Below are 26,460 nucleotides of genomic sequence, written 5' to 3' on the forward strand. Positions count from 1 at the left end.
CGCTGACTATCGCAAACGATTCTGGTGCGCCCCACGCACCGCACAAGGTACTCGATATGGCTACAGAAACCCTGCCGTTCAAGGAAGCGCCGAAGGACACCGTCGGCGAAATCAACAAGTACGACTTCGTCACCCAGACGACCGGCGTCTTCAAAGCCCGCAAGGGCCTGAACGAAGAGGTGGTGCGTCAGATCTCGGCGATGAAGAAGGAGCCCGAGTGGATGCTCGAGTTCCGGCTCCGTTCGCTGGCGATCTTCGAGTCGAAGCCGATGCCCGAGTGGGGCGGCGACATCGGCATCGATTTCGACGACGTCTACTACTACCTGAAGCCGACCGAAGGCCAGGGCAAGACCTGGGAGGACGTCCCGCAAGAGATCAAGGACACCTTCGACAAGCTCGGCATCCCCGAGGCCGAGCGGAAGTTCTTGGCCGGCGTGAAGGCGCAGTTCGAGAGCGAGGTCGTCTACGGCTCGCTGCACGAGGACCTCGCCAAGAAGGGCGTGATCTTCACCGACACCGACACCGCCGTCCGCGAGCACCCCGAGCTGCTCCGCGAGTACTTCGGCAAGATTATCCCGCCGGAGGACAACAAGTTCGCTGCGCTCAATTCGGCCGTCTGGTCGGGCGGCTCGTTCATCTACGTGCCGCCAGGCGTGAAGATCGAATTCCCGCTGCAGGCCTACTTCCGCATCAACGCGGAGAGCATGGGCCAGTTCGAGCGGACGCTGATCATTGTCGACGAGGGCGCCGAGATCCACTACGTGGAGGGCTGCACCGCGCCGATGTACTCGACCGAGAGCCTGCACTCGGCCGTGGTTGAGATCATCGTCAAGAAGAACGGCCGCTGCCGCTACACGACGATCCAGAACTGGGCCAACAACATCTACAACCTGGTGACCAAGCGGGCGATGGCCTACCAGGACGCCCTGATGGAGTGGATTGACGGCAACCTCGGCTCGCGGCTGACCATGAAGTACCCGGCCGTCTACATGATGGAGCCGGGCGCGCGGGGCGAGATCCTATCGATAGCGTTCTCCAGCAAGGGCCAGCACCAGGACGCCGGCGCCAAGCTGGTGCACTGCGCCCCGAACACCTCGGGCCGCATCATCAGCAAGAGCATCAGCAAGAACGGCGGCCGCAGCAGCTACCGCGGCCTGTGCAAGGTCGAGGACGGCGCCATCAACACCAAGAGCAACGTGGTGTGCGACGCGCTGATCCTCGACCCCGAGAGCCGCAGCGACACCTACCCCTACATCGAGGTAGAGGAGCAGCAGGTCCAGATCGAGCACGAGGCCAGTGTCTCGCGGATCGGCGAGGAGCAGCTGTTCTACCTGATGAGCCGCGGCCTGACCGAGGCCGAGGCCAGCAGCATGATTGTCAGCGGATTCATCGAGCCGCTGATCAAGGAGCTGCCCATGGAATACGCCGTGGAGATGAACCGTCTGATCGAGCTGCAGATGGAAGGCAGCGTCGGTTAGCACCGCCTTCGTTCTCCCCACCCAACACGCCAGCAAGTTACCTATACACGCCAGCATGACCGCTACGCTTACTTCCCAGGGATACGACCAGGCAGCCTTCGACGCGCTGCTCGCCTCGCTCGATGAACCCGCCTGGATGACCGACCGCCGCCGCGACGCGTTCGAGGCGTTCGCCAACGCCCCGTGGCCCTCGTCGAAGGACGAGGAGTGGATGCGGACCGACATCCGGCTGTTCAAGCTCGACCAGTTCGCCAAGCCGGACGACGCGGCCGCCGCTCCGTGCGACCCCGGTCTGCTGACGCACGGCGTCGACCTCGGCGGCCACGTGCAGTCGGTCGACGGCAACCTTGTCAGCGAGGACCTCTCGGCAGAACTGGCGGCCAAGGGCGTGTTGTTCGGCGGCATGCAACGGATGCTGGCCGAGCACGGCGACAAGCTCCGCCCGTCGATCGAGCGGGACATCGTCTGCCCGAAGTACGACCGGTTTGCGATGCTCAACGCCGCGTTCTGGACCTGCGGCTCGGTGCTGTACGTGCCCAAGGGCGTGTCGGTCGAGCAGCCGCTGCACATGCTGTCGGTGCTCGGCGCGGAAAAATCGGCCGACCTGTCCCGCACGCTGGTCGTGCTGGAAGAGGGCGCCGAGGCGACCCTGCTCGCCGAGACCGCCAGCGCCTCGACCGACGCGGCCGGCCTGCACTGTGGCGCGATCGAGCTGATCGTCGGCCCCAACGCCAAGCTGCGGTACGTCAACCTGCAGAACTGGAACAACAAGGTTTGGCACTTCGCCCACCAGAAGGCGGTAGTTGGCAAGCAGGGCCAGCTGCAGTGGACCATCGGCGCGCTTGGCGCCAAGCTGGCAAAGGTAAACCAGCACGTCGCGCTCGAGGGCTCGGACGCCGAGGCCCAGGTCAACGGGGCCATGTTCACCCAGGGCCGCCAGCACCTGACCTACAACACTCACCAGCACCACGAGGCGTCGTACTGCCGCAGCGACCTGCTCTACAAGACGGCCCTGCAGGACAAGTCCCGCACCGTGTGGCGCGGGATGATCAAGGTCGACAAGCCGGCCCAGCGGACCGACGCCTACCAGCGCAACGACAACCTGATGCTGTCGGAGCACTGCCGGGCCGACTCGATCCCCGGGTTGGAGATCGAGGCCGACGACGTCCGCTGCACGCACGGCAGCACGTCGGGCCGGGTGGACGAGTCGCAGATCTTCTACGCCATGACCCGCGGCTACACCCGCCAGGAAGCGGTGCGGATGATCGTAAGCGGCTTCTTCCAGCAGATCTTCGACCGAATCACGATCCAGAGCGTCCGCGACGCGCTCGGCGAGGCGATCGCCGCCCGCGTGCAAGACCTCAGCAGTCTGTAGGACCGACAATGACGTTCCATCCAGTCGGTCCCGCGTCCGATTTCCCCGACCCGTCCTCGACGCTGGTCGAGGTCGATGACGCGCCCGTGGTGCTGATCCACGCGGCGGGCCACTTTTACGCCCTCGACGACGTCTGCACGCACGACGGCGGCCCGCTGTCCGACGGGCCGCTCGATCCGGAAGAAAAGACCATCGCCTGCCCGCGGCACGGCGCCAAGTTCGACCTCAAGAGCGGGGCCGCCCTGACGATGCCCGCCACCAAGGCTACCGCCGCGCACGAGGTGAAGGTCGAGGATGGTCAGGTGCTGGTTAGGCTCGTCGGCTAGAGCCACCGGCTCGGCGCGGACGGCGCGACGCTGAACGTCCGGGGTTTGTTGTGGAAAATGGCCATTCCGCACGATCTAATTAACAGAGGGACTGCCCCTGAACGTGAGCAATCGCCTGAGGGTGAATGATGTCGCGGTGCGCTGAGAAGGGGCTCCACGCCACACGGCCGCACTGATGCCGGAGTTGTGTGCCCCTTCCGGACAAAACCCCCACGGTCCAATCGCGGGAATTCAGCACAAACCACTGCTGTGAAAGTACTTGGGGCCATGCCGGGGAGCCGTGCGTCCAGGGTTTTGTCCCCTTCGCTCGTGTTCTTGGACAAAACGCTTCGGACCTATCCCCAGCGGCGCCGCTTGCGGCAGTTTGCTCGCCTGACAGTGGACGACACCAGCGGCGTTGATCCTCTCCACTTTGCATTCTTCGCAGCTGACAGGGCAACCATGCTCGGACACTCAATCAACCTGCTGAAACTGGGGTTTCTAGGACTCTGCCTTGGCATGACATGTTGCTTCGCCGCAACCGCAGCAGCAGAAAATTCCGGCAAAGTCGCCGATAAGCCGCTATACCGCGACCCGGTGTTCGACGGCGCGGCCGACCCCTCCCTGGTCTACAACCCGGAGGCTGGCAAGTGGTGGATGTTCTACACCAACCGCCGCGCGACCGCCGCAGGGCTCCGCGGCGTGGAGTGGGTGCACGGCACGGCAATCGGCATCGCCGAGTCGGCCGACGGCGGGGCGAGCTGGTCGTACGTCGGGACTGCCGAGATTGATGTTCCGCCAGAGACCGCCAGCGACGCCCCCACCTACTGGGCGCCGGAGGTGACCCGTGTCGGCGATGGCAAGTGGCGGATGTACCTGACGGTCGTGCCGGGCGTGTTCGCCGACTGGTCCCACCCACGGCGGATCGTCGAACTGCGGAGCGACGACCTGCTCCACTGGTCCGACGCCAAGCCGCTGCCGCTGGCCAACGACAAGGTGATCGACGCCACCGTCCTGCAGACGCCCGGCGGCGAGTGGCGGATGTGGTACAACAACGAACGCGACGGCAAGTCGATCTGGCAGGCGAGCAGCGACGACCTCACCGAGTGGGTCGACCGCGGCAAGGCGATCGGCCAGCGTGGCGAGGGTCCCAAGGTCTTCCGCTGGCGCGGCCACTACTGGCTAGTGATGGACCTCTGGCGGGGCATCGGCGTATTCCGCTCCGTCGACGCCGACCAATGGGAGCAGCAGCCAGAGCCGCTGCTCGCCGAACCCGGGACCGGCGAGGACGACCAGGTGATCGGTCAGCACCCGGACGTCGTGGTGAGCGGCGATCGGGCGTTCCTGTTCTACTTCACCCACCCGGGACGCCGCGGCCCCGACGCCCGTAAGGACACGTCGGAGCAGCGCCGCAGCTCGATCCAGGTGGTTGAGTTGTTCGAGGAGGAAGGCTGGCTCAGCTGCGACCGCGACGCCCCAACGCAGGTGCGGCTGCTGCCGCAGTAGGGTGTGCTCCGCCAGACGCTCTAGTTCTGATGGAACCCATCCGACACGAACGCCAGCACGGTCGGCAGGGCCGATCGCCAGTAGCTCCAGCGGTGGCCGCCGTCGCGGACGCGGTACTCGTGCGGCACGCCCCGCTTCCGCATCGCGATGTGAACCAGCGAGTTGCCCTCGTACAGGAAATCATCATCACCGCAGTCGATGTACCAGCGGACGTCGTCGCGTTGGTCGTCCGGCATGTTGTTAATGAGTTCGAGAATGGAGTACTTCTCGTAATGTGCGTCGATCTGCTCCTCAGTCGCCTCGCCGCCCCCGCGGCGGCCCTTAAGTTCGTCCTTGCTGAGCGGGCCGGCGTAGGCGCTCAACGGGCAGGCCGAGGCAAACAGGTCCGGGTGACGCAAGGCGTAGATGAACGAGCCGTTACCCCCCATCGACAGCCCGGCCACGGCCCGGTAACGCTTTTCGCGGCGGATGCGGTACTCAGACTCGACGTGCGGCATCAGCTCTTCGATGAAGAAATCCTCGTAGCGGAAGTCTTCGCTGATGTGGTTCGTGTAGCCGCGGTGCGTCTCATCCGCGTTCGGCATGACAATCACCATCGGCGTGGCCCGTCCGGCGTTGATCTCCCGGTCGGCGATGTTGAGGACCTCGCCGAATTGCACCCAGCCGGACTGGTCGTCGCCGGAGCCGTGCAGCAGGTACAGCACCGGGTAGCTCCGCTCCGACGCGTCGTAGTCGGGCGGCAGGTAGACGGCGAACTTGCGGGTCTCGCCGAGGATCTCGCTCTCGAGTGACAGGTCGTCGTACACCCGACCGGTCTGAGCCAGCAGCGTCTGAGGCACGATCGCCTGGCAAGTGAGAATGCAGAACAGAAGGCCCGCCAAAAACCTGGTGCGCATCAGATGATCCCTGGGGAGAAGGTTTTCGGCGGCTGGACCGCCGGTAGGCATTCCACGATAATAGAGATCAGGAGCAGAAACAATCATTGGCGCTACTCGCCGTGGCCGCCAGCCGCCCTCACCACGCACCAGGAGGCCCCTATGCCCATCGCCGAAGACAAAGTCCGCGAATCACTGAAGCAGGTCATCGACCCCGAGCTGTTCGTGAACATCGTCGACCTTGGCCTGGTGTACGAGGTCACGATCACCGAGACCGCCGAAGGCAAGTCGGACGTGGCGGTCGACATGACGATGACCAGCCCCGCCTGCCCGGCCGCGCCGCAGATCCTCAGCCAGTCCAAGGACGCCATCGCCGGAATCGAGGAGGTTGGCGAGGTCGACATCAAGCTGGTGATGGAACCGGCCTGGAGCCCCGAACGCATGACCGAGGACGCCCGCGACCAGCTCGGCATCTTTTAAGCAGCGCAGGGGCCCCGCAGGGCTCGCCCATGAAGGTGCTGATCTACGAATGGGTGTCGGGCGGCGGCCTGCTCGGCGAGGACGGCCCGCTGCCGGCGTCGCTGCTGCGCGAGGGGACCGCGATGGCGCGGTCGGTCGGCGAGGACTTCGCCAGGCTGCCCGGCGCCGAGGTCGCGCTGCTCCGCGACATCCGCGTGATGGGCCTGAATGCGAAGGGCTGCAAACTGATTGGTGTCGACAGCCCAAGCGAACGTGACGAGGTGCTGGACCAGCAGATGCGTTCGGCCGACGCGGTGCTGCTGATCGCCCCGGAGACCGACGGCCACCTGCTGCGGCTGTGCCGCGAGGCCGAGTCGCTCGGGGCGCGGCTGATCTCCCCTGGCAGCGAGTTCATCGCGATCGCCGCCAACAAGATGGACACCGCCCAGCGGCTCGCAGCCGCCGGGGTCCGTGTGCCCGATGGCGTGCTCGTCGACGAGGGAGAGCCACTGCCAACGGACCACCCGTACCCGGCCGTGATCAAGCCGATCGACGGGGCGGGCTCGGAGGACACGTACCTGATGTACGACAGCAGCGAGACGCCACCCCCGTACGCGTGGGCGCGTAGGCTGGAGCCGTTCATCAACGGCATGGCGGCGAGCGTTGCGGTGCTGCTGGGCGAGGCCGGCCCGAAGCCACTGATGCCGTGCCGCCAGCGTCTGTCGGCCGACGGCAGGTTCCGCTACCTGGGCGGGTCGGCGCCGCTCGCCCCGGGGCTGGTGAAGCGGGCCCAGCAGCTCTCGCTCGACGCGGTCCGCGCGATGCCCCCTGCCAGCGGCTACGTCGGCCTCGACCTGGTGCTCGGCGCCGACCCGACCGGGACCGAAGACTACGTCATCGAGATCAACCCCCGACTCACCACGTCGTACGCGGGCCTCAGGTTCGCTGCCCGTACCAGCCTGGCCGAGGCGATGGTCCATGCGGCCCGGGGCGAGTCGACAAACCTGGCGTTCGACGAGCGGCCCATCTTGTTCGACCCCGACGGCATCGTGAGTTACCTAGACGAATGAACACAGCCGCGCCATGGCTGGGCCTGGACGTCGGCGGCGCCAACCTCAAGGCGGCGACCACGGCTGGGTTTGCGGCGCAGACCGAGTTCCCACTGTGGCAGCGTCCGAACGAATTGGCGGCCGCGATTGCGGAGCTCATCGCTTCGGCGCCGCCGTGCCGCGGCGTCGCCGCCACGATGACCGGCGAGTTGGCGGACTGCTACGCGTCGAAGCGGGAGGGTGTCGCCGCTATCGCCGACGCGCTGACGGAGGCGGCGGGACCGACGCCCGTGCGCGTCTACGATCTGACGTTGAGCGGCTTCATCGGCCCCGACCAGGCAGCCAATCACGTCCGCGGCGTCGCGGCCGGCAACTGGCACGCGTTGGCGACTGCCTGCGGAAGACTTGCTCGGAAGCCGGGCGTGCTGATCGACGTCGGCTCGACGACAACTGACGTTGTGCGGTTCGCTCCTAGTGGCGTTCTAAGCAACTCGGTCACCGACACCGACCGGCTCCTATCTGGTGAGCTGTTGTACCAAGGCGTGGGCCGCACGCCGGTCGCGGCGCTGACACACACCCTGCCGCTCGACGGCCGCGAGTGCCCGGTCGCCGCCGAGTTGTTCGCCACGACCGCCGACGCCGCGGTGCTGCTAGGTTTGATGCCCGAGTCCAACACACTCGGCGCCGACGGCCGGCCCCTGACGCGGGCGTGTTCTGCTGCGCGACTGGCAAGAATGATCTGCGCCGACGCAGGAGATTTGACGAGCGAGCAGATTACCCGCCTGGCACAAGACGTAATGGGCGCCCTGAAGCATCGCCTTGCTGACGCACTCCGCCACCTCCAGGCGAGCAGCGATGGCTTCTTCGTGGTATCCGGGGCCGGGGAATGGCTGGCCCGTCAGGCAGTCGCGAACGTGGCGCCGGCTGCCGAGGTCACAACGCTCAGCTCGCTCGTCGGCGAGGCCGCGAGCGTCTGTGCGCCGGCCTGGGCAGTGGCTTTCCTCGCCGGTGAGGGGGCGGCTTTCCTCGCCGGTGAGGGGGCGGCTTTCCTCGCCGGTGAGGGGGCCATCACATGACGCTCCCCCTGCGCGTAGTGAAGGTTGGCGGCAGCCTCCTGGACCGGCCCCCCGCCATGGAGCAACTGCCCGACTGGATTCAATCTGCCCGAGCTACCCACCGCCTGTTGTTCATTTGCGGCGGGGGGGCGCCGGTCGACTGGCTGCGGGAGCAAACCGCCAGGGGCAAGCTAGACGAAACCGAAGCCCACTGGGAGGCGATCCGGCAGATGGACTACAACGCCGATTGCCTGTCGTCGATCTTCGGACTCCCCGAAGTCGAGCTCGCCGACTCACCGGTCGTCGAGGGCGCTGCTGTAGGCATCGTCGACCGCTTTCTCAACGAAGTCGAGCCACACCTTGAGGGCGTTCGCCTGCCGGTCGGGTGGCAGGTGACTAGCGACTCGATCGCGGCGCGGGTCGCATCGGTCTACAACGCCGAGCTGGTGTTGCTGAAGTCATGCCCGCCGCCGAGTGAACCGTCTGACCACGCGAGTCTCGCCCAGCAGGGCTACGTCGACGACTTTTTCCCGGCGGCCTCACTCGGGCTGCGGCAGGTTCTCTTTGAGACGCTCTAGCATCGAAGGCTGGCGGGGCTCGGGCCGTGGCAGCTCGGAGGCGGCGACCAGCTGCAGTTTGAGCGTGAGTCCCTGCTCGCCCCGCAGCAGGCCAACTGTCAGCTCATCGCCTGCATCGTGCGGGCCGAGGGCGATGCGGAACTGCTTCAGGTTCGCCACCGACTCACCGTCAACCGACGTGATGCGGTCGCCGGCCTGCAGGCCCGCCTTCTCACCCGGCCCACCCTTGAGCGCGGCGGTGACGACCGGCGCCTCCGTGTACTCGTTGCCAGGACGGAACGCCAAACCGGCCCGGCCGGCGTGGATGTCGTCGCCTTCCTGCATCCTAGGGAGACGCTCGAGGATGTCTTCCAGTGGCGTGGCAAACCCGATGCCCGAATCGTACCACTCGGCGCCGCCGGCCGGGTCGCCTGGTTCCCCCGCGGGGCAGAGAACCCCAAGAACCCGGCCGCGAAGGTCGACCAGCAGCCCGCCGTAGTTGGCGGGCGACACGGCGGCGTCGGTCTGCACGGCGCGGCCGAGCCGCCGGTTCGCGGCGCTCACCACCCCGACCGATACGTTTGGGCTGGCCGGGTCGTAGGCGACGCCCACGCCGATGGCGGTCTCGCCGGGGAGTGCGTCCGAACGTGGCTCGAGCGGAGGGGCTTCGAAGGGGGCGTCCTCCGATAATCGGAGCAGCGCCGTGTGCCGGCTGTGATCGATGCTCGTGAGCGACGCGGACCGCGTATCACCATTGGCGAAAGCAACCACCGTCACGTCGGGACGGCGTTCGAGGCCGAAACTACTTGTGATGATCCAGCGGGGGTCGAGCAGCACGCCGCTCATCGCCCCGGACGCATTGCGTCCGAGCCCACGGTAGTCGCCAATGACGCGGACCTGCACGAGCGCTGGCGAGACCCGGCCCACAGCCGCCTGGACCGCCTCGGCGTAGAGCCCGGCTAGCTCGCGGGGGTCTTGGGTTGCCTGCTCCGGTGGAGCGGTGTCGCCGCTAGGGTCTAAAGTCTGCCCAGTTGCCGACGTGGCTAGCAGCATCCAGCCGCACATCGCAAGGCGGGTGTTCGGTCGTCTCATGACGCCTCCTGGGCGGGCAGAACGATCTCGATCAGTTGGCCTTCTCGCTCGACCGTCAGCCGCAACTGCTTGGTTCCTCGCGTCTGGCTCCGCACGGTGAGCACTCGCAAAGACTCGCTAACGGTGGCCGTGACAAGGTTGTCGACCATCACCACCAGGTCATCGGACTGCATCCCGGCCTGCTGGGCGGCGGAACCCGTGCGGACCAGTTCTACGTAGGGTGGCGTCCGTGGGGCGATGTCCTCCACTAGGGCGAAGCCCCACTGATCGAGCGGGCTCACCAGCGCCGCCGGAACCGGGTCGGCGCCGCGGATCTGCTCGCCCTGCACGATGCGTTGGGCGCTCGCGGCGACCTGGGAGGCCGGGATCGCGTAGTTCAGCCAACCGCCGGTGACGCGTCCTTCGACTTCATTGCCGATCATCCCAACCGGCCGGCCTTGGTAGTCGGTCAGCAGGCCGCCGGCCGCGCCCGGGTTGCTGGTGACCGAGTCGACCAGCAGCACGCGGTCGCTGCCACGCGGGGCGGAGAATCCAAACGCAATCTCACGCGGCGTCACGGCCGAGAGGTGCGTCCGCATAACCGATCCAGGCTCTGCGCCGGCCGCGATGTTGAACAGGTTGCTGAACGCGAGCAGCGGCTCGCCGGGCTGTGGCTCGTGGGGGCGGCTCAGGTCGATCGCGGTGAGCGACTCGCCGGCCGGGTCGAACTCGACCACCGCGACCCGCAGCAGCGGATCGGCCCCGACCACCCGCCCGGCGTAGCGGTCCCCGCTCGCCAGCACCACGGTGACCTCGCCCTGTTCGAGGACCAGGCTGTCGGCGGTCACGACGCGTCCCTTCTCGCCGGCGATGAAGCCAGACTGGTAGGCCTCGATCCCTTGGATGCCTCCGGCGCCGTAGACCTTGACCAGCGACTGCTGCACACGGTCGAGTACGTCGGGCGGCGCCGACTGCGCGGATGCGTCCCCAGCGACGAGCAGCACCAACGCAAATGCCAACAGACCGCGGCTGGCGGCAGCCGCCAATAGTAAAGCCCATCGAGGCGTCACGGCGATGCCTCCGCGCTGGCGGTCAGACGAAGTTCGTCAAGGTTGAGCCAGACATCGTCACCGACCGACACCCGCAGCCCCGCCGGCCGCTGGGCCGATGCATCCGGCCAATTCAGCAGCACGACACAGGGGTCCGCGGCGGCGTCGCTGAAGTACTCGATCCGCTCTAGGCGGCACGCTTCGGTGGTAAAGTAAAACTCTGCGGTGGCGCCATGGTGGTGCGCCACGATGCAGTCCCGCAGCTCGTCCGACGAGCCGCGGGGCAGCGCGCCAACGTAGTAGCAGTCCTGCAGGCCCGCGGGCCCCTCGGTGAAGAGCGTACGCATCAGCGAGAGCGCCGCGAGCAGGCCTCCCGATCCAGGAGGGTCACGCTGGGTGCTGAGATCGGCGTTCGGGTCGATCCAGTACTCGCTTCGTTCCGAGCTGAAGGTGACCCGGTCCGCGGCGAGGTCGAGGGCGACCTTGCCGCGGTTCGCGTCGGTCCCGGTGATCCGCCACGGCAGGCTGGCGCCCGCCTCGACCCGGAGCAAGCAGGTCTGAAGAATCAGATCTCTGTGGGCGCGGTTGGGCAGGTAATTGGCGTAGCCAACCCGAGGTTCGAAAACGTCTCCGATGGGGGGCTCCTTGGGCGGCTGCGCGAGCTGGGCGCCGACAATCTCCTCGAGTTCGCTGGCCTCGTGCGCCGGACTAAGGCGGACAGTAGTTTCGATGGTCTCGCCGCCGGCCCGCAGGCAGGTAATGGCCAACCGGCTGCCGGGCGGGTAGGTCGCGACAATGTTCTGCACCTGGTTGGCTGAGGTCACGTCGCGTCCGGCCAGGCGCACCACCTGGTCGCCGTAGCGGAGCCCACGCCGGTAGGCGTCGGAATCGGCGTCGATGTCGTCGATCACCACGCGGCCCCGCGACAGCGTAGAAACCGTCGCCCCTAGTCGGGCGTGATCGACAATCCGGCCGCTCTCGAGATGCGCGGCAAAACGCAGCACTTGGTTAATCGAGATCGCGTAGCCCACGCCGACGTTAACCCGGCCCCGCTTCTCGAACGACGCCCGGCCGTTGATCCCGATCAGGCGCCCCCGGCTGTCGTAGAGCGGTCCGCCGGAGTTGCCCGGGTTGATGGCGGCGTCGGTCTGCAGGCAGTCGGCGTACTCCAGGATCGAACCAGCTGGGTACTGGTAGCGGTGCACGCCGGAAAGGATGCCGCAGGTCACTGTCGGCTGCAGGTCGTCGGCGAGCAGGAAGGGGTTGCCAACCACAAACACCTCTTCCCCCGCGGAGACACGGTCGCTGTCACCGATCTCGGCGACCGGGAATGGGCGGTCGTCAATCAGGCGGATCAGCGCCACGTCGCCGGGCGGGTCGACGCCGAGCAGCACCGCGGCGACGACGCGGCCATCGGGCAGGCCGCAGGTCATGAACGGCCCGCACGGCGCCACGACATGGAAGTTGGTGACCGCCAACCCATCCGCACGGATAATCACGCCAGAACCGCCGCCCTCGCCTTGGTTGTCAAAGACAGCGATGGTGGCGGGCGTAATCCGCCGAACCGTTTGGACGCGTTGCTGTTCGGCTTGCTCGATGCGAGGGTCGAGCTCGGGGCCGGCGGCCGGGGCGAGCCGCGCCGACGCCGCGAGGACGGTTATCACTATGAGGATTCGTTGCATGGGCCCTACTTGGTGAATCGTGCGTTGCCCAGGTGGAGGTTGTCGCCCGCGTCGCCGCCTTCGCCAAAGTCGACCTCGAGGGTCACCGCGCCGGCTCCGGCGATCGGGACCTCCAACTCGTAGGGGGCGTCGCCGGTGGTGATGGCGCGGGTCAGCACCTCCTGGCCGTCGACGCTGACCTGCAGCACGATGTTCGCCCGCACGCGGGGCGCCGGGTCGAGACCGACCGTAGCCCGCAGCCAGTTGAAGCCGGCGGGCGCCGCGTAGCTGACCTCGCCGTGGCTGCGGATGGCGAGGCCACGCGCGAAACGCACGATCCGCCCGTCCTCGCCGCGGATCGTTAGCGGCCCGCCGTCGTAGGCCTGGTCGCCCCGCGCGCCGCCCCACTCCTTGAGCAGGGCGACGTCGCCCGGGGGGGCGAAGTACGGCCGCCACTCGTCGACGATCGGCTGCTGGTCGCTCAACGACTGCACGCCGCCGCGCGAGTAGTCGAGCGCACGAACCTCCGCCAGCGGCAGGGTGACCGTCTCGCCGATCGGGAGCGAGACTTCCAGCCGCTCGCCATCGACGAGCCGCGCCGATTCGCCGTGCAGCTCGGCGCCGCCGAACAGCACCCGCAGCCGATCGGGGACGCTGGCGGCCGCCGGCCGGAACAGCACGCCGCCGTAGACGCGTTCGCGTTTCACCTGGACCGGTTCACCATCTAGCTCGATGGTGACCGCGGCGTCGGAAACGGCGGTAATGATCCCCTCGACGAAGTCGAGCGTCTGGCCGTCGCGTCGCTTGACGACAATCAGGTCGGCGGTCGCCTCGGTCTGGCGGATCCGACGCCACTGGTCGGCCAGCTCCGGCGTGGCGAGATGAAACACGAACGAAGCCAGTTGCTCGAACGACGCCTCGATGCGGCGGGTCGGCCCCAACGACAGCGGCGGCGCCAGCTCGGCCTGGAAGCGGCCGTCGGCGACCGCGAGCGACGTGGCCGGCAACACCGACCCGCTCACCAGCTCAATCCGCCCCAGCCCCTCGTCGGCCATCGACGCCGCCCGCCCCTGCAGCCTGAGCCAGTGGATCGATCCGGTCGCCACCTCGACCGGGCCCTCACTAGTTACGATCCGAACCGTGTCGGGGGTGATCGCGTCGACGGCGCCGACAAATTCTTCACCGTTCAGAGTGAGCACCGCTGCGTCCTCGGCAAGCAACGGCGAGACCATCGCGCACAGCACAGCCCCGCAGAGTCGAGTTGCCCAGGGCTTGCCGCTCAACGGTCGCCCTCCTGGTCGTCGGGGGATGTTGCGAGCGAGCGGAAGTAGTCCTCGATGACTGAGCGGTAGTGCGCAGGGAAGTCTCGGATGATCTGCTGGGCGACACGCTCGCGTTCGGCGGGCGGCAGCGCGCCCCAATCACCGCCGGGCGGGATCTCTCGCTCGTCCACCTCGCCCGGCCCCTTCAGTTCGCCGGGCCGGCTGTCGGGCATAGGCTGCGCGGAGCTCCCCTGTCCCCCCTGCGCGATCTGTTGCTGTTGTTGCTGCTGCTTCTGTTGTTCCTTACGTTGTTCTTCGATCTGCTCAATCATCTTGTCGAGCGAGTCGATGACTTCCTGCTGCAGCTCCTGGTTTTGTTCGCCGGGTTCCCCCAACGCCAGCCGGCGTTCGACATCGCTCATCTGGTGGGTGATGTGGTCGATCGACCCGGCCTTGTGGTTGGCGGCGTCGCGGCCAATCAGCTCGGCCAACTCCCGCACACGTCGGAAGCCGGGCTGCTCGAATCGGAGGACCTCTGCCGCCGCATCGCCCGCGTCGACCATGCTGACAAGTTGGTGGTTTGCGACCGCGCGGTAATGCCAGTAGAGGATCGGGGAGCTCGAGTCGTCCGGCGCGACGAATTCCAACCATCCCAGGCATGGCTCGTACCTGCGGCCCGCGGCGAACTCCGCGGCGACGCGGAGCGCCAGGTCGCTGGTAAGCCGGCTGTCGGTGTCGACGCTGCTAGCGAGCGCCGTGGGGGATTCGAGCGGGTGGCCGGCGTCGACCGCCGCCATCACCTGGGCCGCCAGCGGAACGTCTGCCGCGAGCTTGCGAATCTGCGCGTCGAGCTGCTCCAGCGAGAGCGATCGGGCGGGGTTCGACTCCCCGCTGTTAGCGGCCAGATCGGGTGTGGCGCCTTCGGCGGCCAGCCCTGGCGTCGCTAGGAGCATAGCGCCCCACAGCAGCAGGCCCGACCGCGGTCGGACGCTGAGCGGGAAATTTGGTGTGGGGAACTCCATAAGGGACCTCTTCCTCCTCCCGCGCCTGCTAACCTCTAGTATCGGTTATCTCTACAAACGCGACAACGCGAATCCGGGAGAGAATCTAGCGGTTTGCCCGTTCTCGACGCGGTGGGGCGAAAACCCGCCAGGGGTCAGGCCCGCACGTACTGGCGGGATCTACTCTTCAACGAGGCGTTCGGCCGCCTTCAGCGCCCGCTGCTGTTTCAATGATAGCCGCTGGAGGAGCTCAAGTAGCTCCTGCTCACTCAGTTCCTCCCCCATCTGCTCGGCGCGTTTGGTGCGTTGCAGGATCCGCCGCTGCAACGAACGGATCATCCTCAACTCCGCAAGCTGATCCACCAGTGGCGGCTCCTGCATCTGCCCGCCCTGCTGCTGCCCCTCGGACGGCGGTTGCTGCTCGCGGTTGGCCATCTCGGCGAGCTGGGCGTCGAGCGCCTCGATTGCGTCCTCGAGCGCGGCGACGATGTCCTGCTCAATCGCCTGGGTAAGACCGCCGGCGTCGCTCTCCTGCAGCCTGCCAGAGACCGTGCCCATGTCTTCGTTCACCTGATCGAGCACCTCGGCGAATGCGATGCTGCTCCCCTCTTCCTCGACCAGCCGCCGGGCCCGCTCGACGATCATTGCGGCCTCGTCCTGCCGCTTGGCGAGTCCGGCGGTCGCCGAGCGTTTCTGGGGACTTGCAACCTCGCCGTGCAACTCGTGAACCTCGATCGTCAGGCGGTTGATCTCGGTCTGCTCGGAGAGGATGCCACGCAGCCGCGCAGCGAGCCGGGTCAGCATCCGGGTCGCCTCTTCCTCGCGTGTCTGCCGCAGGGCCTCCTCCAGTTCCTCGCGGGCCTGCTCGAGCTGGCGTTGGGCCTCGGTCTGCGCGTCGCTGGCGCCTTGGGAGTCGCCCTCGCCCATCTGCCCGGAGGCCTTCTGCATGGCCGACTTGGCCTCGGACAACCGCTGTGACGCGCGTTGCTTCGCCTGCGCGCCCTGGTCCTGTGACGGGCCTGCGGGCTCGCCCTCAGCCCCTTGGGCCTGCGACGGCTGGCCATCAGGCGACAACTCCCCGGCGGGCGCGCCTTCGCCCAACGCCTTGCCGACGCCCTCGGCATCGTCGGCGAGCGCGTCCTGCTTGCCCGCCTGGTCGGCAAGATCCTCGGAGTCGAGAGTCTCGCTGCGCAGGGATCGCTGCTCGCGGATCAGCCGACCCACATCCTTGATCGCTTGCTTGAGTCGCTCCCGCTCTGCCTCCAGCCGGGCCTCGCGCGGATCGGCCAGCAGCAGCCCGAGCAGTGTCTCGAGGTTGTCGGCAAGCTCGCCCTGGTCTCTTTGGGCAGCGGCATAGCGTTCGTTTTCGAGCAGGCCAACAATTGCCTCAAAGCGATCGCTGAGGGCCAGCTCTCGGCTGGTTGCGATGGCGCCGCGGAGCTGCTGTGCGCGATCGGGGTTCTCGATCTCGACCAGCTCTGCGATCCGCACCGCGAGCGACTCGAGCCGCTCAAACTTCTCCTGCAGCTGCGCCTGCTCGGCCGACAGGTCCGCGGGCTGCGCGCAGGCGTACGCTCCGCAGGTGGCGAACAACAGGACGCAGGCAAGGAGGCGACGCCAAGCGGTCGGGGAGCGCGTGTGCATGATTCTTGGTCCCGTGTTCGGCTCAGTCCAGCAGCAGCCGCTTCAGCGACGCCTTGCGGGCGTCGCCGGTCTTGTCGGAGATTTCTCGCTGGTCATCGATGATTCCCCGCAGCAGCGCCAGCACCTCGTTGTAGGTCTCAACCGCTTTCATCTCATTGAGGGCGCCCTGCATCTGGGCCACCACATCGGCGAGTTGCTCACGCACCTGCTCGGGCAACGCCGGCTCGTCGGGACGCTGGCCGAGCGACGCGGCGGCGTCCTTAGCGTCGCGTTCCAGACGCGGAAGACCGCCGGCGGCAATCTTCTCGAGCGGCCGGACGATGCGGAGCTCGATGCGTTCCTTCAGGTCGTCGTTCTGGATGCGGTTGTTGACCAGCTCGTTGTGGATCTCGCCGAATCCGGCGGCGACGCTCGCGACGTCGTGCGTCAGCTTGCTGAACTGCTCGACCAGTCGCGAAAGGCCCAAGCGCCGCTGGCGGGCGGCGTCCTCGGGGGTCGTGTCCTGCTGCTTGAGGTCGAGACGGTCGGCGCTCAGTTCGGCCGATCGCGCCTCGTCGTAGATTTGCTCGAAGGTCCGCCGCAGGTTGACCTCGCGTTCTTCGAGGCGCGCGACTAGGTCCTCGGCCGTCACGATCGCAAACGCCTCGGATTGGCTGGTGCTCTCGTGCGGGCCCGCCGGCGGGTCGGACGCCGATTGGTAGTGATCGCGGGCGGTCGCCTGCAGCTGGATCCGGTCGCCCGGCTCCAGTCGCGGAAGCGACTGTTCGGGGTCGGACCGCAGGGCGAGCAGATCGACCCGCGGCGCCGCTTCGAGCGAGTCGGGCGACGGCCCCAGCGCGAGCGGGAACGAGAGCGTGCGGTCGCGAGCCGTCAGTTTGAGCGCGGCGTCGTCGACGCCGTAGTCGTCGAGGATGGCGACCCGCACCGGCAGGACGGCGTCGGGCGTGATGACGCGGCCGACGCCCTGCAGCGTCAGCTCGACCCGGGGCGGGGCGTCGGCCTCGACCCTCAGCGGCAGCCGGTACGGCGGCTGACTGTCGATGCCGTCTTGGTCGAGCAGCGTTATCTCGATGGCGCCCGCTTCGGAGAGCGAGGGGACGGCGATCGAGAAGCTCATGGCGTCGTGAGAGATCTGGGCGCCCAGCAGTTCAGCGCCCTCGCCGCGGGTCATTGTCGCCGCGACTTTCTTCAGGGGTTTGTTGCTCACCGCGTGCAACACCACCGCTGCGCCTTCTGGGATGCGGTCGATAGCGTCGGCGGTGTGGCGGTAGGTTCGGTCGCCGGTGTATTCCGGCGGGGTCACCTCCAGTTCAACCGACGTGACCGTCGGCCGCGGCGCAACCTCGATCAGCAGGGGGCCGAGCCTTGCATCACCGCCACGCAGACGGATCTCAAGGTCTTGCCTTAGCCGGTCGATCTTCATGCGGTACGCCTGATGAGCATCGGGCCCGGTGGTCGCCTCGCCAATCGACGACAATTGCCGCCGGCTACGGCCCCCATCGTCGCGGCGGAGTCGCGCCTCGACCGTGTCGGGGGCGATGTGCCCGCCGGTCAGGTCGGCGAAGACCTCTAACTCGAGCGGCGTGTCCTTGGGCGCCCGCCACACCAATCGGCCCTCACGCATCACAAACGCGTCGGCCCGCAGAACAACCTGCCGCGGCCACAGCTCCTCGGACAACGCCAGCCGCCGCAAGTACACCCCGGCGCCGGTCGGCGTCAGCGCCAACGCGGCGCCAGCGGAAACGATGGCGGCAGTGGCGCCCCAAAACCAAGGTCGCAGGCGCCGCGTGTCGACCACCTGGGGCTCGTCGTGGAGCAGCAGCACTTCCTCCGCCCGCTCGCGGGCGGCGCTCACGAGCTGCTGGTGCATCGGGTCGGGGTCGTTCTCGTCGGCACCTAGTGCGGTGAGCAGCGTCTCGCCCAATTCTGGCCAGCGGCGCTCGACCCAGCTCGCGATCACGCTGTCGGGCAGACGCGTCACCAGTGCCGAGAGCGAGTGCTTCCACAGCCAGCGGACCAGCCACACCGCGACAACGGTGAACACGATCGCCCGGGCCCAGACCGGCGGCTCCAGCAGTCGGTCGATCACGAGCCAACCCCACAAGAACACCGCGAGGGCCACGGTCGTCCGCGCGGCGGTCTCGCCGGCGAGTGCGAAGCGCACCCGGGCTCGGACGGTATCGATCGTGCGGCGGATGAGGGCTTGGCGGTGCGGCATGCGGTGCGGTTCTGGCTAGGCGAGTCCCATTGCCCGGCGGCAGATCCATTCTAGCAGCAGGCAGCCCGCGATAAGCCCGAGCAGCCAACGGGCAGCCTGCCGAGCGAACCTCTCGTCGGGCGCGCCGTAGATAACGATGGTCTCACTGCGGGACACCAACAGCTCGGGCAGCGGGGGCAGCTGATCGCCGCCTTGCAGCACCGCCTCGAGCGTCGGGTAGTAGCGGCCGCCGCCCTGCTCGGCGATCTCGGCGAGCAGCTTAGCATTCCGCTGGGTCTGCGAGCGTTCGAGCGCCGGCACAAGAACCTGCGTCTTGGCCGAAAGGGGTTGGTCGTCCACGGCGAGCGAGAGCGTCGCGCGGTAGGCGCCCTCTGACTCGGCCCGCACGCCCGCCGTCCAGACCGACGGGGCGGCCTCGGTTGTACGCAGCCGCAGCGTCTGAACGGTCCCGTCTGGCAGCTCGAGCTGCGCATCGAGCGGCTTGGCCGGATCGAGGTCGGCAGCGGCCGCCGGAGTTAGCGTCGCCCGGAGCGTAAGGGTCTGCCCAACGTTGTACCGATCGCGTTCAAACAGCAGGCTGCCGGCAGGCGAGTCGGCCAGGAGTCGGCCCTGAGCCAAGTGCTGCAGCAGTTTGGTGTAAAACGCCCGCATGGCGGCGGTCGACTCGCTGCGTAGTCGCCAGATCTCTGGAGCCCCGATGTAGAAGCAGCGGCCGGCGCCGTAGAACTGTTCGGCAAAAACCACCAGCGGGTTCTCGCCTCCCGGGTCGCCCACCGGGACCGCCTCGGCGTAGACGACCGCGCCCGGCTTCACGGCATCCACCTTGGCGGTGGTGTAGAAGCCGGGCAGCTCTTCCTCCCAGAACGTGACGCTCGACTGCTGATCTCCCAGCACCCAGAGGGCAGACGCCTCTTGTCCGGCGCGGGTCAGCTTGATCCTGGCCGGGGTGGCAGCGCTCGCCTCGGTGGGGCCCAGCAGGAGCGGGGCCGCCGCCGGCCGCACCGGCAGCAGGGCGACTATCGACTGCCCGCGGTTCTCTCGGAGCCAGCGAGGGGTGTTCACCGCCCCAGTAGCGAACAGCAACCCGGCGCCCCGCTGTGAGACGCACCGCGACAGGGCCTCGGTCGCCTCGTGCGAGACGCGTGTCCAATCGGCGTCCAGCGCGACAAACAGGTCGTACTCGCCGAGGTCTTCTTCGTCCTCTGGGATGCCGGCGAGCATGTGCTCGGCGTCCTGGACCGCGGAGGGGGGCGCCGACTGCAGCCACACGTCAACCATGAACGAATCGTCCCGCCTGAGCTGGTCGCGGAGGAAATGGTAGTCACGCGTTGGTCCGCCGGCGATGATGAGCGTTTTCAGCAGCCGGTCGACCACTTGCACCTCTGCCTCCGCGGCGTTGTCTTCCTCTTTCTGCTCACCTGGGACCGGCTTGACGCTGATCCGGTAGACGTAGCCCCCGGGCTGCTCCGGCCGGACCTTGAAATCGACAGGAAGCGGCGCGCTCGGCTTGACGTTCGCAGCAGTCCGCGTTTCCAGCAGCTCTTCATCCGAAGATTCCGACCGCCGCACAAACAGCGAGGCGACGCAGTCGACCTCGTCGTAGCCTTGCTGCTCAATCACCGCAGCAAGCTGAATCTCGTCCTTCGGGTAGGCCCGCGCCGGCGCAATCAGTTCGCGCACCAAGACATTCTTGGCGGTGGTCTCGCTGCCGAGGCCGATCGTGAACAGTGGTGTGCCGGCTACCCCGGCCGCGCCCGCGACTAGTTCCGGGCTAGCGCCGGCGTTGCTCTGGCCGTCGGAAACGAGCACCACCCCCGCCAGCGGTCCGCCAGCGGCGAGCGCGACGCTCTGCTCGATTGCGTCGCCGAGCCGCGTCTCCGCGCGGCGCGGCGCGAGCGCGTCGGCGATCGCGCCGAGCCGCGTCTCCGCGCGGCGCGGCGCGAGCGCGTCGGCGATCGGCGGGGACAAAGTGTTCTCTGCCTCCGCCGGAGCGGCGTCACGCTGGCCGACCATTGGGAACACAGCCCCCGACCGGACGTCGCTCGTCGGGGCGACGAGCACCTCGTGCTGCTTGCGGAGCGTGTCGAGAAGGCCTTCCTCGAGAAGCCGAACGGCGGCTTCGGCGCGTGTCAGGTCCGACGACGCCACGCCGTCGTTCGCTAGCGACATGCTCAGGCTGTCGTCTACAAGCACCGTGACCCGCGAGGGCTGGGTCTCTTCTCTGGCGGCGCGTTTCTCAGGCGCGAGGCCGTACAGCACCAATCCGACCACTGCGCCCACGCGGAGCACCAGCAGCGGGAGCATCGCCGCGGGGGAGAGCGAACTGCGTTCGCGCCAGTACAGCAGCGCAATCGCGGCCAGCAAAGCCGAGCCGGCCAACGCGGCGATAATTGCTGCGTTGGGGTTGTCCGCCCACGGGCCGAGGGTCGCGAATTCGTACCGCGGGGCCGGGCCGACAAGCGCCTGAGCGAGGATCATCGTGCGGCCCTCCCGCTTGGCGTCTGGTGGTAGCTGGCAGACACGCCGAGTACTTGCTCGCCGAGCAGCAACCCGAGCGCGACCATCGCCAACAATGGCGGCAGCGGTGACGGCCCGTCGTCTCCCGCCGAGGCCGACAACGCGACCGCTGTTTCGACCGGCACACCGATACGAGCGAGCGCGTCCTTGAGTTCGTTGGGGGCAGCAAGCCGCAGGTCCCCTTCGGCGGGGTCGACGTTGACTGCGAACCAGCGATCGCTGGCTGGATCGGCGCCCAGCAGTTCAACCTTGTAGAAACCGGCCTCGCCCGGGTGCGGCAGCGACGCGAGCTCGCCGGCCGGGGCGTCGGCGATCGGCGCCGCGGACCCGCGTTCGAGGCGGCTGATCCGCACCGGTGCACTCGCGCCCTCTCGGACAGCGTCTTTCCAGGCGGCGCCAACCGTGAGGCCGTGCGGGGCGATTGCCGGCTCACCCAGGTACGCGGCCAACTCCAACGCGAGCACCGGGAACACCGGCAGGGTGGAAAGATTCGACCAGCTCTCGTCGCGTCGCGGCTTCTGCCCGACGGTTGTTAGCATGACCACGCAGCGTCCCTCACCGGCGGAATGCTCGATCACCAACGGAGCGCCGCTGGAATGCCTGGCAAGTACCCGCGTCGCGAGGTTCTCATCGAACGGGCTGACGCTCTGCAGGTAGTTGATCGAGACCAGACCGAGGAAGCTGTCGCGGTCGCCGGAGAACACATTGAACAAGGGGTGGTCGCTGCCCCTCATGTCGCCCCCTTCTGCGCGGGGGGGACGCACCTGGCGTTCGAGCCGCAACGGCAGCGCCCTGTTCGCGGCCCCCTGTGGTCGAGAGTTCAGCAGCTGCGCGTTGTAGTAGTTGGGGTCGGCGTTCTCGCCCGCGGCAATGAACAGGCCACCCCCTCGTCGGACGTAATCCCACAGCGACTCCGCGACGCCGTCGGGGAGCGTCTCTAGGTCAAGCAGGAAGACCGCCATGTACTTGTCAAAGTCGGCCGCCGGGCTGAGCTCGCGTGGGGAGACCCGCTCCGGCGCCCAACCGGTGTTCAACTTAGCGTTCGGCCGCAGCGCGGCCGCGTAGGGCGCCGACTCGCGACCCTTGGGCGAACCGTCGACCAGCAGCACTTTGCGTTCGGTCACCAACGGCAGCACGGAGTAGCGCGCGTTGTCTGCCGAGATCGCGTCGGCTTCGAGCCGTGCGGTCACGCGGTGCGGCCCCGGCTCACGGAACAGCACCGAGAACTGCCGGGTCGCTTGCTTGCCCGGTTCGATACGGCCGATCTCGACCGCCGGCGACGCGCTGCCGTCGCGCGTGATCTGCACCAGGGCGTCGGTCGTGGGCGCGGACCCGTTGTTGGCGACCGTCACTTGCATTCTCACCTCGACGCCGGCCGCCCCTGGGCCGGGTAGCGGCGACAGGTCGGTCAGCGTCAGGTTGGGGTTGTGGGAAGCGACACACGAGACCCACCGCACCTCGGCGCCCGACTGCTGCAGCGACTCCACCGCGGCGACCGTTTCGCTGAGGGGCTCGATCTCCCGCCGCCGCCCGTCGGTCACCAGGTAGGCGATCGTCCGGGCGCCGGTCGGCGCGCCCTCGCACAGTTCATGCGCTGCCTGGATGGCCGGCGTGAGCGGCGCAGCAAGCTGGCTTGGCCGCGAGGCGGAGAGCAGCGTCCGCAAGCGAGTCTTGCCCTGGTCGTCGTCACCGGCGACCAGTTCTGGGTCGCCGACTGCGCTCGACCGGATCAGGCTCACCTCGTGGCCGGGCCGCTCGGCGGCAAAACCCACCACTCGATCGACCGCGGCGACCGCGTCGCCCCAGGCCGCCGTGCCGGCTCCCTCGTCCGACATCGAGTAGCTGTCGTCCAGCACCACGACGTGCCGCACGCGGCTGTCGGCGAGCGCCGACAAGGTGAACTTTTTGAGGGCCGGCTTCGCCAACGCGAACACCGCTAGCGCAATCACCAGCAGCCTCGCCGCCAGCAGCAGCCACTGCCGCAGGTTGATCCAGGCCTTGTTGACCCGCTCGCTCTCTAGCAAGAAGTCCATTGCCGCCCACTTGATCGGCTTCTGCCGCCGCAGGTTGAGCAGGTGGATGGCGACCACGCCCGCCAGCAACGGGAGGCCGATCCAAAGCAATGAGGGGAACGCAAAGGTCAAGTGAAGCAGCCGGTGGGAGGCCGTGGACGTGGGTGGACGGGGCTTACGAAGGGGCGCCGGTTGGCGGCGAGGCGCGATCACGTGACCTGCTCCGCAATTGGCGGCGAGAGAGCAGGGCGGTCAGCACCGCGTCGAATGACGAGCTAGTCCGCACCAGCTGGTAGTCCGCGCGATTGGCCAAGCAAATACGGCGGGTCTCGTTGAGGAACCGCTCCATGGCCTGCAGGTAGTTGGCCTTCAACGCCCGTGGGTTGCAGGCCAGGTGCTTGTTGGACTCCAGCCCCTCGAAACGCGACGCGCGGTTGAACGGGAAATCGAGTTCGTCGTCGTCGAGCAGCTGCAGCACCACAAGGTCGTGGCCCTTCAGGTGGAGCTGCCGCAACCCACGGTCGAGCCCGGCGGGGTCGGCGAAGAGGTCGCTGATCAGGACGACCATCCCGCGGCGCGGGATCTGCGCAGCGGCCGCCGTGGCGGCGCCGCCGATATCCGACACCTGCCCGGCGGGCTCGGCGCGCAGCAGGTCGGCGATCGCGGTGAGACGCCTCTTGCTCGATCGCGGCGGCGCGAGCCCCACGACGCCGTCCGCAAAGGTCATGCAGCCTACGGCGTCGTTCTGACGCAGCAGCAAGTAGGCGAGCGCACTGGCCAGCGTGGCGGCGTACTCATGCTTGCTGAGCGGGCCCTCGCCGTACGCCATGCTGGCCGACTGGTCCACCAGCATCAGCGCCCGCAGATTGGTGTCTTCCTCGTACTGCTTGACGTAAAGCCGGTCCTGGCGGGCCCACACCTTCCAGTCGACGTGACGGAGGTCGTCGCCGCGGGTGTACTGTCGGTGCTCGCGGAACTCGAGCGACTGCCCGAAGTAGGGGCTGCGGTGCAGGCCGCTCAGGAAGCCTTCCACGACGTACCGCGCGCGGACCTCCAGTCGCCCGACGCGGCGGACGACGTCAGGAAGCAAGGACGCCGCGGAATCTTGGGTCATCGCTCAACCGGTCGGGGTTTGTGGAGGTGTTCTTGATCAGGTCGGCCACGACGTCGTCGGGGGTAACGCCCTCGCTCTCGGCGGCGAAGTCGAGCATCAGCCGGTGCCGCAGCACGGGCGAGGCGAGGGCCTGGATGTCCTCGATCGAAACGCACGGCCGCCCGTCCAGCAGGCAGCGGGCCTTTCCCCCCAGGATGAGAAACTGCACCGCGCGGGGCCCGGCGCCCCACGACAGCGAGCGGCGGCAGAAGTCCGTGACCTCCGGCTCGCCAACCCGGGTGCCACGCACCAACGCCACGGCGTAGCGGGTGACGTGATCGCTCACGGGGACGCTGCGGACGACTTCTTGCAGGCTGGTGATCTCTTCGGGCGAGAGGACCGCCTCGACCTCCACCGCGCCGCCGGTGGTGGTCCGCTGGGCGACCTCGACCTCTTCCTCGAAAGTCGGGTAGCGGACCAGCGCCTTGATCATGAACCGGTCCTGCTGCGCTTCGGGGAGCGGGTAGGTCCCCTCCTGCTCGATCGGGTTTTGGGTCGCGAGCACAAAGAACGGCTCGCCGATCAGGTGCCGCATCCGGCCGATCGTGACCTGCTTCTCCTGCATCGCCTCGAGCAGGGCGGCCTGGGTCTTGGGCGGCGTGCGATTGATCTCGTCGGCCAGGACGACGTTGGTGAAGATCGGCCCGGGGATGAACCGCATCTCGCGGGCGCCGGTCGACTTGTTCTCTTCGATAACCTCGGTGCCGGTGATGTCGGCCGGCATCAGGTCGGGCGTGAACTGAATGCGGCTGAAGGTCAGGTTGAGGCTCTTGGCCAGCGTGCTGACCAGCAGCGTCTTGGCCAGGCCGGGGGCGCCCTCCAGCAGGCAGTGGCCGCGGCTGAACAGCGAGATCAGCAGCAGCTCGGTGACTTCTTCCTGCCCGACGATGACACGACGGAGCTGGGAGCGGATCGACTCGGCCGCGTTGCGCACCCGCTCGACCACATCGCCGCTAAACGGCGACTCGTCCGGTGGTCCATGCTCTTCTGCCATGCTCGGTTTCCGTGTTGCAGTTTCGTTTGGGTGGAGGCTTCAACGCTGGTAGATCGGCAGCACCGCATTGTCCTGTTGGAGGATAATCAGGTTAAGCGCCGTGGTGTAGACGTTGCCTATATACCCCTGGCCCCAGGTCACTCCCTGGCCGGCAGGCGTCTGCACGCGGCTCGCTTCGCGGAGCAGCTTCGACGCGGTCGCCTTGCGGTAGTTGTCCCACGACTCTCCGCCTTCGCGGTACTGCACCTGCGAGTAGTAAAAGTGGGCGTAGTGCCAGTGGCCGTAATTGCTCTGGTTGTGCGAGTCGAGGTGCCGGCGGCAGTACTCGCGCATCCGCGGGACGTACTCGTCGTCGTACTCACCGGCGTTGTACAGGCAGGCGATCGCCGCCGCCGTGATCGCCGGGCGGCCGCCGCCCCCCTTCGAGCTGTACTGCACCCCGCCGTCTTTCAGCGTGCAGTTGTGGATGTACTCGACCGCCTTGTCGATCACCTGCTTGGGGACCGGGATGCCGGCGTTGCGGCAGCCGCGCAGGCCCTGCACCTGGGTGATGGTCGTGGAGCCCTCGTCGAAACCGGACTGGTCCTTGGCGCTGACGTACCCCCAGCCGCCGGCCGCGGTCTGCGCCTCGCCGGTGAACTCGACCGCCTTGGTCAGCACCCGCACCAGTTCCTGGCGCCGCTGGTAGTCTTCTTCCTCTCCCAGCACCTGCGATAGGAACAGCATCGAGAAGCCGTGCCCGTAGGTGTAGCGGTCGTCGCGGAGCGGGTCGCCGATGAGTCCATTGGGACGGGCCTGGCGGATGAGGTAGTCCACGGCGTTGCGGACGTTGTCCGCGTAGGGCCCCTGGGTAGGAGTCGACCCCTCGCACAGAAAGGCCAACCCCGAGAGCGCCGTCATGGCGGTCGGGTACCGCCCCTGGGCCGTCCAGTGACCGAGCCGGTGCTGCTCGGAAGCGAGCCACCTGAGCCCCTGGTCGATGACCTCCTGGGTCGATGCGTCTTGCGGCTGAGCGCCGCACTGGCGCTCGGGGCACGCAACGAGGACACACAGCCAGATGGCGACGCCCCATGTTGCGTGACGCGGTAGCGAGAGAGTCATGAATCCTTCCAAACGCGCAAGCTGCGGCGGCTTTCCCTTCGGCGCCTTCATTGTAGGCGGAGATCGGCCCCGCTACTAACCAGAATTGCCTATCCCGCAAAGTTTCAGCGCGAAAACC

At 67.7% G+C, this 26,460-nt stretch carries 21 protein-coding genes; 8 read left to right on the plus strand and 13 right to left on the minus strand.

Annotated features, from left to right (window positions below; genetic code table 11):
- Window positions 1-56: 56 nt before the first annotated feature.
- The 4 genes from sufB to Pla123a_RS12835 all read left to right on the plus strand — a co-directional run bounded on the left by sufB (window position 57) and on the right by Pla123a_RS12835 (window position 4,664).
- Window positions 57-1,478, plus strand: a complete 1,422-nt coding sequence (sufB, locus tag Pla123a_RS12820) for a Fe-S cluster assembly protein SufB (protein ID WP_146587538.1) — start codon at window positions 57-59, stop codon at window positions 1,476-1,478.
- A gap of 55 nt (window positions 1,479-1,533) precedes the next feature.
- Complete coding sequence (gene sufD / locus Pla123a_RS12825; RefSeq protein ID WP_146587540.1) at window positions 1,534-2,853, plus strand: Fe-S cluster assembly protein SufD; 1,320 nt, start codon at window positions 1,534-1,536, stop codon at window positions 2,851-2,853.
- Window positions 2,854-2,861: 8 nt separating this feature from the next.
- Window positions 2,862-3,179, plus strand: coding sequence for a Rieske (2Fe-2S) protein (locus tag Pla123a_RS12830; protein ID WP_146587542.1), 318 nt, complete (start codon window positions 2,862-2,864; stop codon window positions 3,177-3,179).
- A 441-nt stretch (window positions 3,180-3,620) separates the two neighbouring features.
- A complete protein-coding gene (locus Pla123a_RS12835) occupies window positions 3,621-4,664 on the plus strand; it encodes a family 43 glycosylhydrolase (RefSeq protein ID WP_197527926.1) in 1,044 nt (347 codons plus the stop codon).
- A 20-nt stretch (window positions 4,665-4,684) separates the two neighbouring features.
- On the opposite strand, the gene Pla123a_RS12840 is transcribed toward Pla123a_RS12835, so the two are convergent.
- Window positions 4,685-5,560 carry an alpha/beta hydrolase gene (locus Pla123a_RS12840; protein WP_146587544.1) on the minus strand — a complete coding sequence of 292 codons (876 nt, stop codon included), beginning with the start codon at window positions 5,558-5,560 and terminating at the stop codon, window positions 4,685-4,687.
- Between the two features lie 141 nt (window positions 5,561-5,701).
- Between Pla123a_RS12840 and Pla123a_RS12845 the strand changes: the two genes are divergently transcribed.
- Genes Pla123a_RS12845 through Pla123a_RS12860 form a run of 4 tightly spaced genes read left to right on the plus strand, consistent with a single transcriptional unit; the run spans window position 5,702 to window position 8,680 of the window.
- Window positions 5,702-6,019 carry a metal-sulfur cluster assembly factor gene (locus Pla123a_RS12845; protein ID WP_146587546.1) on the plus strand — a complete coding sequence of 106 codons (318 nt, stop codon included), beginning with the start codon at window positions 5,702-5,704 and terminating at the stop codon, window positions 6,017-6,019.
- A gap of 29 nt (window positions 6,020-6,048) precedes the next feature.
- Window positions 6,049-7,068, plus strand: coding sequence for an ATP-grasp domain-containing protein (locus Pla123a_RS12850; RefSeq protein WP_146587548.1), 1,020 nt, complete (start codon window positions 6,049-6,051; stop codon window positions 7,066-7,068).
- The gene (locus tag Pla123a_RS12855; protein WP_146587550.1) at window positions 7,065-8,123 is read left to right on the plus strand and encodes a hydantoinase/oxoprolinase family protein; all 1,059 of its coding nucleotides are present in this window, start codon (window positions 7,065-7,067) and stop codon (window positions 8,121-8,123) included. The genes Pla123a_RS12850 and Pla123a_RS12855 overlap by 4 nt, the downstream gene beginning before the upstream one ends.
- Window positions 8,120-8,680: a hypothetical protein gene (locus Pla123a_RS12860; RefSeq protein ID WP_146587552.1), complete on the plus strand. Its 561-nt coding sequence runs from the start codon at window positions 8,120-8,122 to the stop codon at window positions 8,678-8,680. Before Pla123a_RS12855 ends, Pla123a_RS12860 begins: the two co-directional genes overlap by 4 nt.
- Here Pla123a_RS12860 and Pla123a_RS12865 read toward each other — a convergent pair.
- From Pla123a_RS12865 to Pla123a_RS12920, 12 genes are all read right to left on the minus strand, one after another.
- Window positions 8,642-9,751 (minus strand): S1C family serine protease, encoded by a 1,110-nt coding sequence (locus Pla123a_RS12865; RefSeq protein WP_146587554.1) that lies wholly within the window; start codon window positions 9,749-9,751, stop codon window positions 8,642-8,644. The two genes, Pla123a_RS12860 and Pla123a_RS12865, sit on opposite strands and share 39 nt — an antisense overlap.
- Window positions 9,748-10,800, minus strand: a complete 1,053-nt coding sequence (locus Pla123a_RS12870; protein ID WP_197527927.1) for a S1C family serine protease — start codon at window positions 10,798-10,800, stop codon at window positions 9,748-9,750. The genes Pla123a_RS12865 and Pla123a_RS12870 overlap by 4 nt, the downstream gene beginning before the upstream one ends.
- Complete coding sequence (locus Pla123a_RS12875; protein ID WP_146587558.1) at window positions 10,797-12,461, minus strand: S1C family serine protease; 1,665 nt, start codon at window positions 12,459-12,461, stop codon at window positions 10,797-10,799. The genes Pla123a_RS12870 and Pla123a_RS12875 overlap by 4 nt, the downstream gene beginning before the upstream one ends.
- 5 nt (window positions 12,462-12,466) lie before the next feature.
- A complete protein-coding gene (locus Pla123a_RS12880; protein ID WP_146587560.1) occupies window positions 12,467-13,723 on the minus strand; it encodes an NPCBM/NEW2 domain-containing protein in 1,257 nt (418 codons plus the stop codon).
- Complete coding sequence (locus Pla123a_RS12885; RefSeq protein ID WP_146587562.1) at window positions 13,720-14,724, minus strand: hypothetical protein; 1,005 nt, start codon at window positions 14,722-14,724, stop codon at window positions 13,720-13,722. The genes Pla123a_RS12880 and Pla123a_RS12885 overlap by 4 nt, the downstream gene beginning before the upstream one ends.
- Before the next feature lie 159 nt (window positions 14,725-14,883).
- Complete coding sequence (locus Pla123a_RS12890) at window positions 14,884-16,347, minus strand: DUF4175 domain-containing protein (protein ID WP_146587564.1); 1,464 nt, start codon at window positions 16,345-16,347, stop codon at window positions 14,884-14,886.
- Window positions 16,348-16,369: 22 nt separating this feature from the next.
- The gene (locus tag Pla123a_RS12895; protein ID WP_146587565.1) at window positions 16,370-18,565 is read right to left on the minus strand and encodes a hypothetical protein; all 2,196 of its coding nucleotides are present in this window, start codon (window positions 18,563-18,565) and stop codon (window positions 16,370-16,372) included.
- A gap of 15 nt (window positions 18,566-18,580) precedes the next feature.
- The gene (locus Pla123a_RS12900) at window positions 18,581-21,043 is read right to left on the minus strand and encodes a VWA domain-containing protein (protein WP_146587567.1); all 2,463 of its coding nucleotides are present in this window, start codon (window positions 21,041-21,043) and stop codon (window positions 18,581-18,583) included.
- Entirely contained in the window at window positions 21,040-23,307 is a 2,268-nt protein-coding gene (locus Pla123a_RS12905) for a BatA domain-containing protein (RefSeq protein WP_146587569.1), read from the minus strand. The genes Pla123a_RS12900 and Pla123a_RS12905 overlap by 4 nt, the downstream gene beginning before the upstream one ends.
- Window positions 23,270-24,208: a DUF58 domain-containing protein gene (locus Pla123a_RS12910; RefSeq protein ID WP_231956430.1), complete on the minus strand. Its 939-nt coding sequence runs from the start codon at window positions 24,206-24,208 to the stop codon at window positions 23,270-23,272. The genes Pla123a_RS12905 and Pla123a_RS12910 overlap by 38 nt, the downstream gene beginning before the upstream one ends.
- Complete coding sequence (locus Pla123a_RS12915; RefSeq protein ID WP_146587572.1) at window positions 24,174-25,241, minus strand: AAA family ATPase; 1,068 nt, start codon at window positions 25,239-25,241, stop codon at window positions 24,174-24,176. The genes Pla123a_RS12910 and Pla123a_RS12915 overlap by 35 nt, the downstream gene beginning before the upstream one ends.
- A gap of 39 nt (window positions 25,242-25,280) precedes the next feature.
- Window positions 25,281-26,342, minus strand: coding sequence for a prenyltransferase/squalene oxidase repeat-containing protein (locus Pla123a_RS12920; protein ID WP_146587574.1), 1,062 nt, complete (start codon window positions 26,340-26,342; stop codon window positions 25,281-25,283).
- Between the last annotated feature and the right edge of the window lie 118 nt (window positions 26,343-26,460).

The sequence above is a fragment of the Posidoniimonas polymericola genome, from assembly GCF_007859935.1.
GTDB classification, from domain to species: domain Bacteria; phylum Planctomycetota; class Planctomycetia; order Pirellulales; family Lacipirellulaceae; genus Posidoniimonas; species Posidoniimonas polymericola.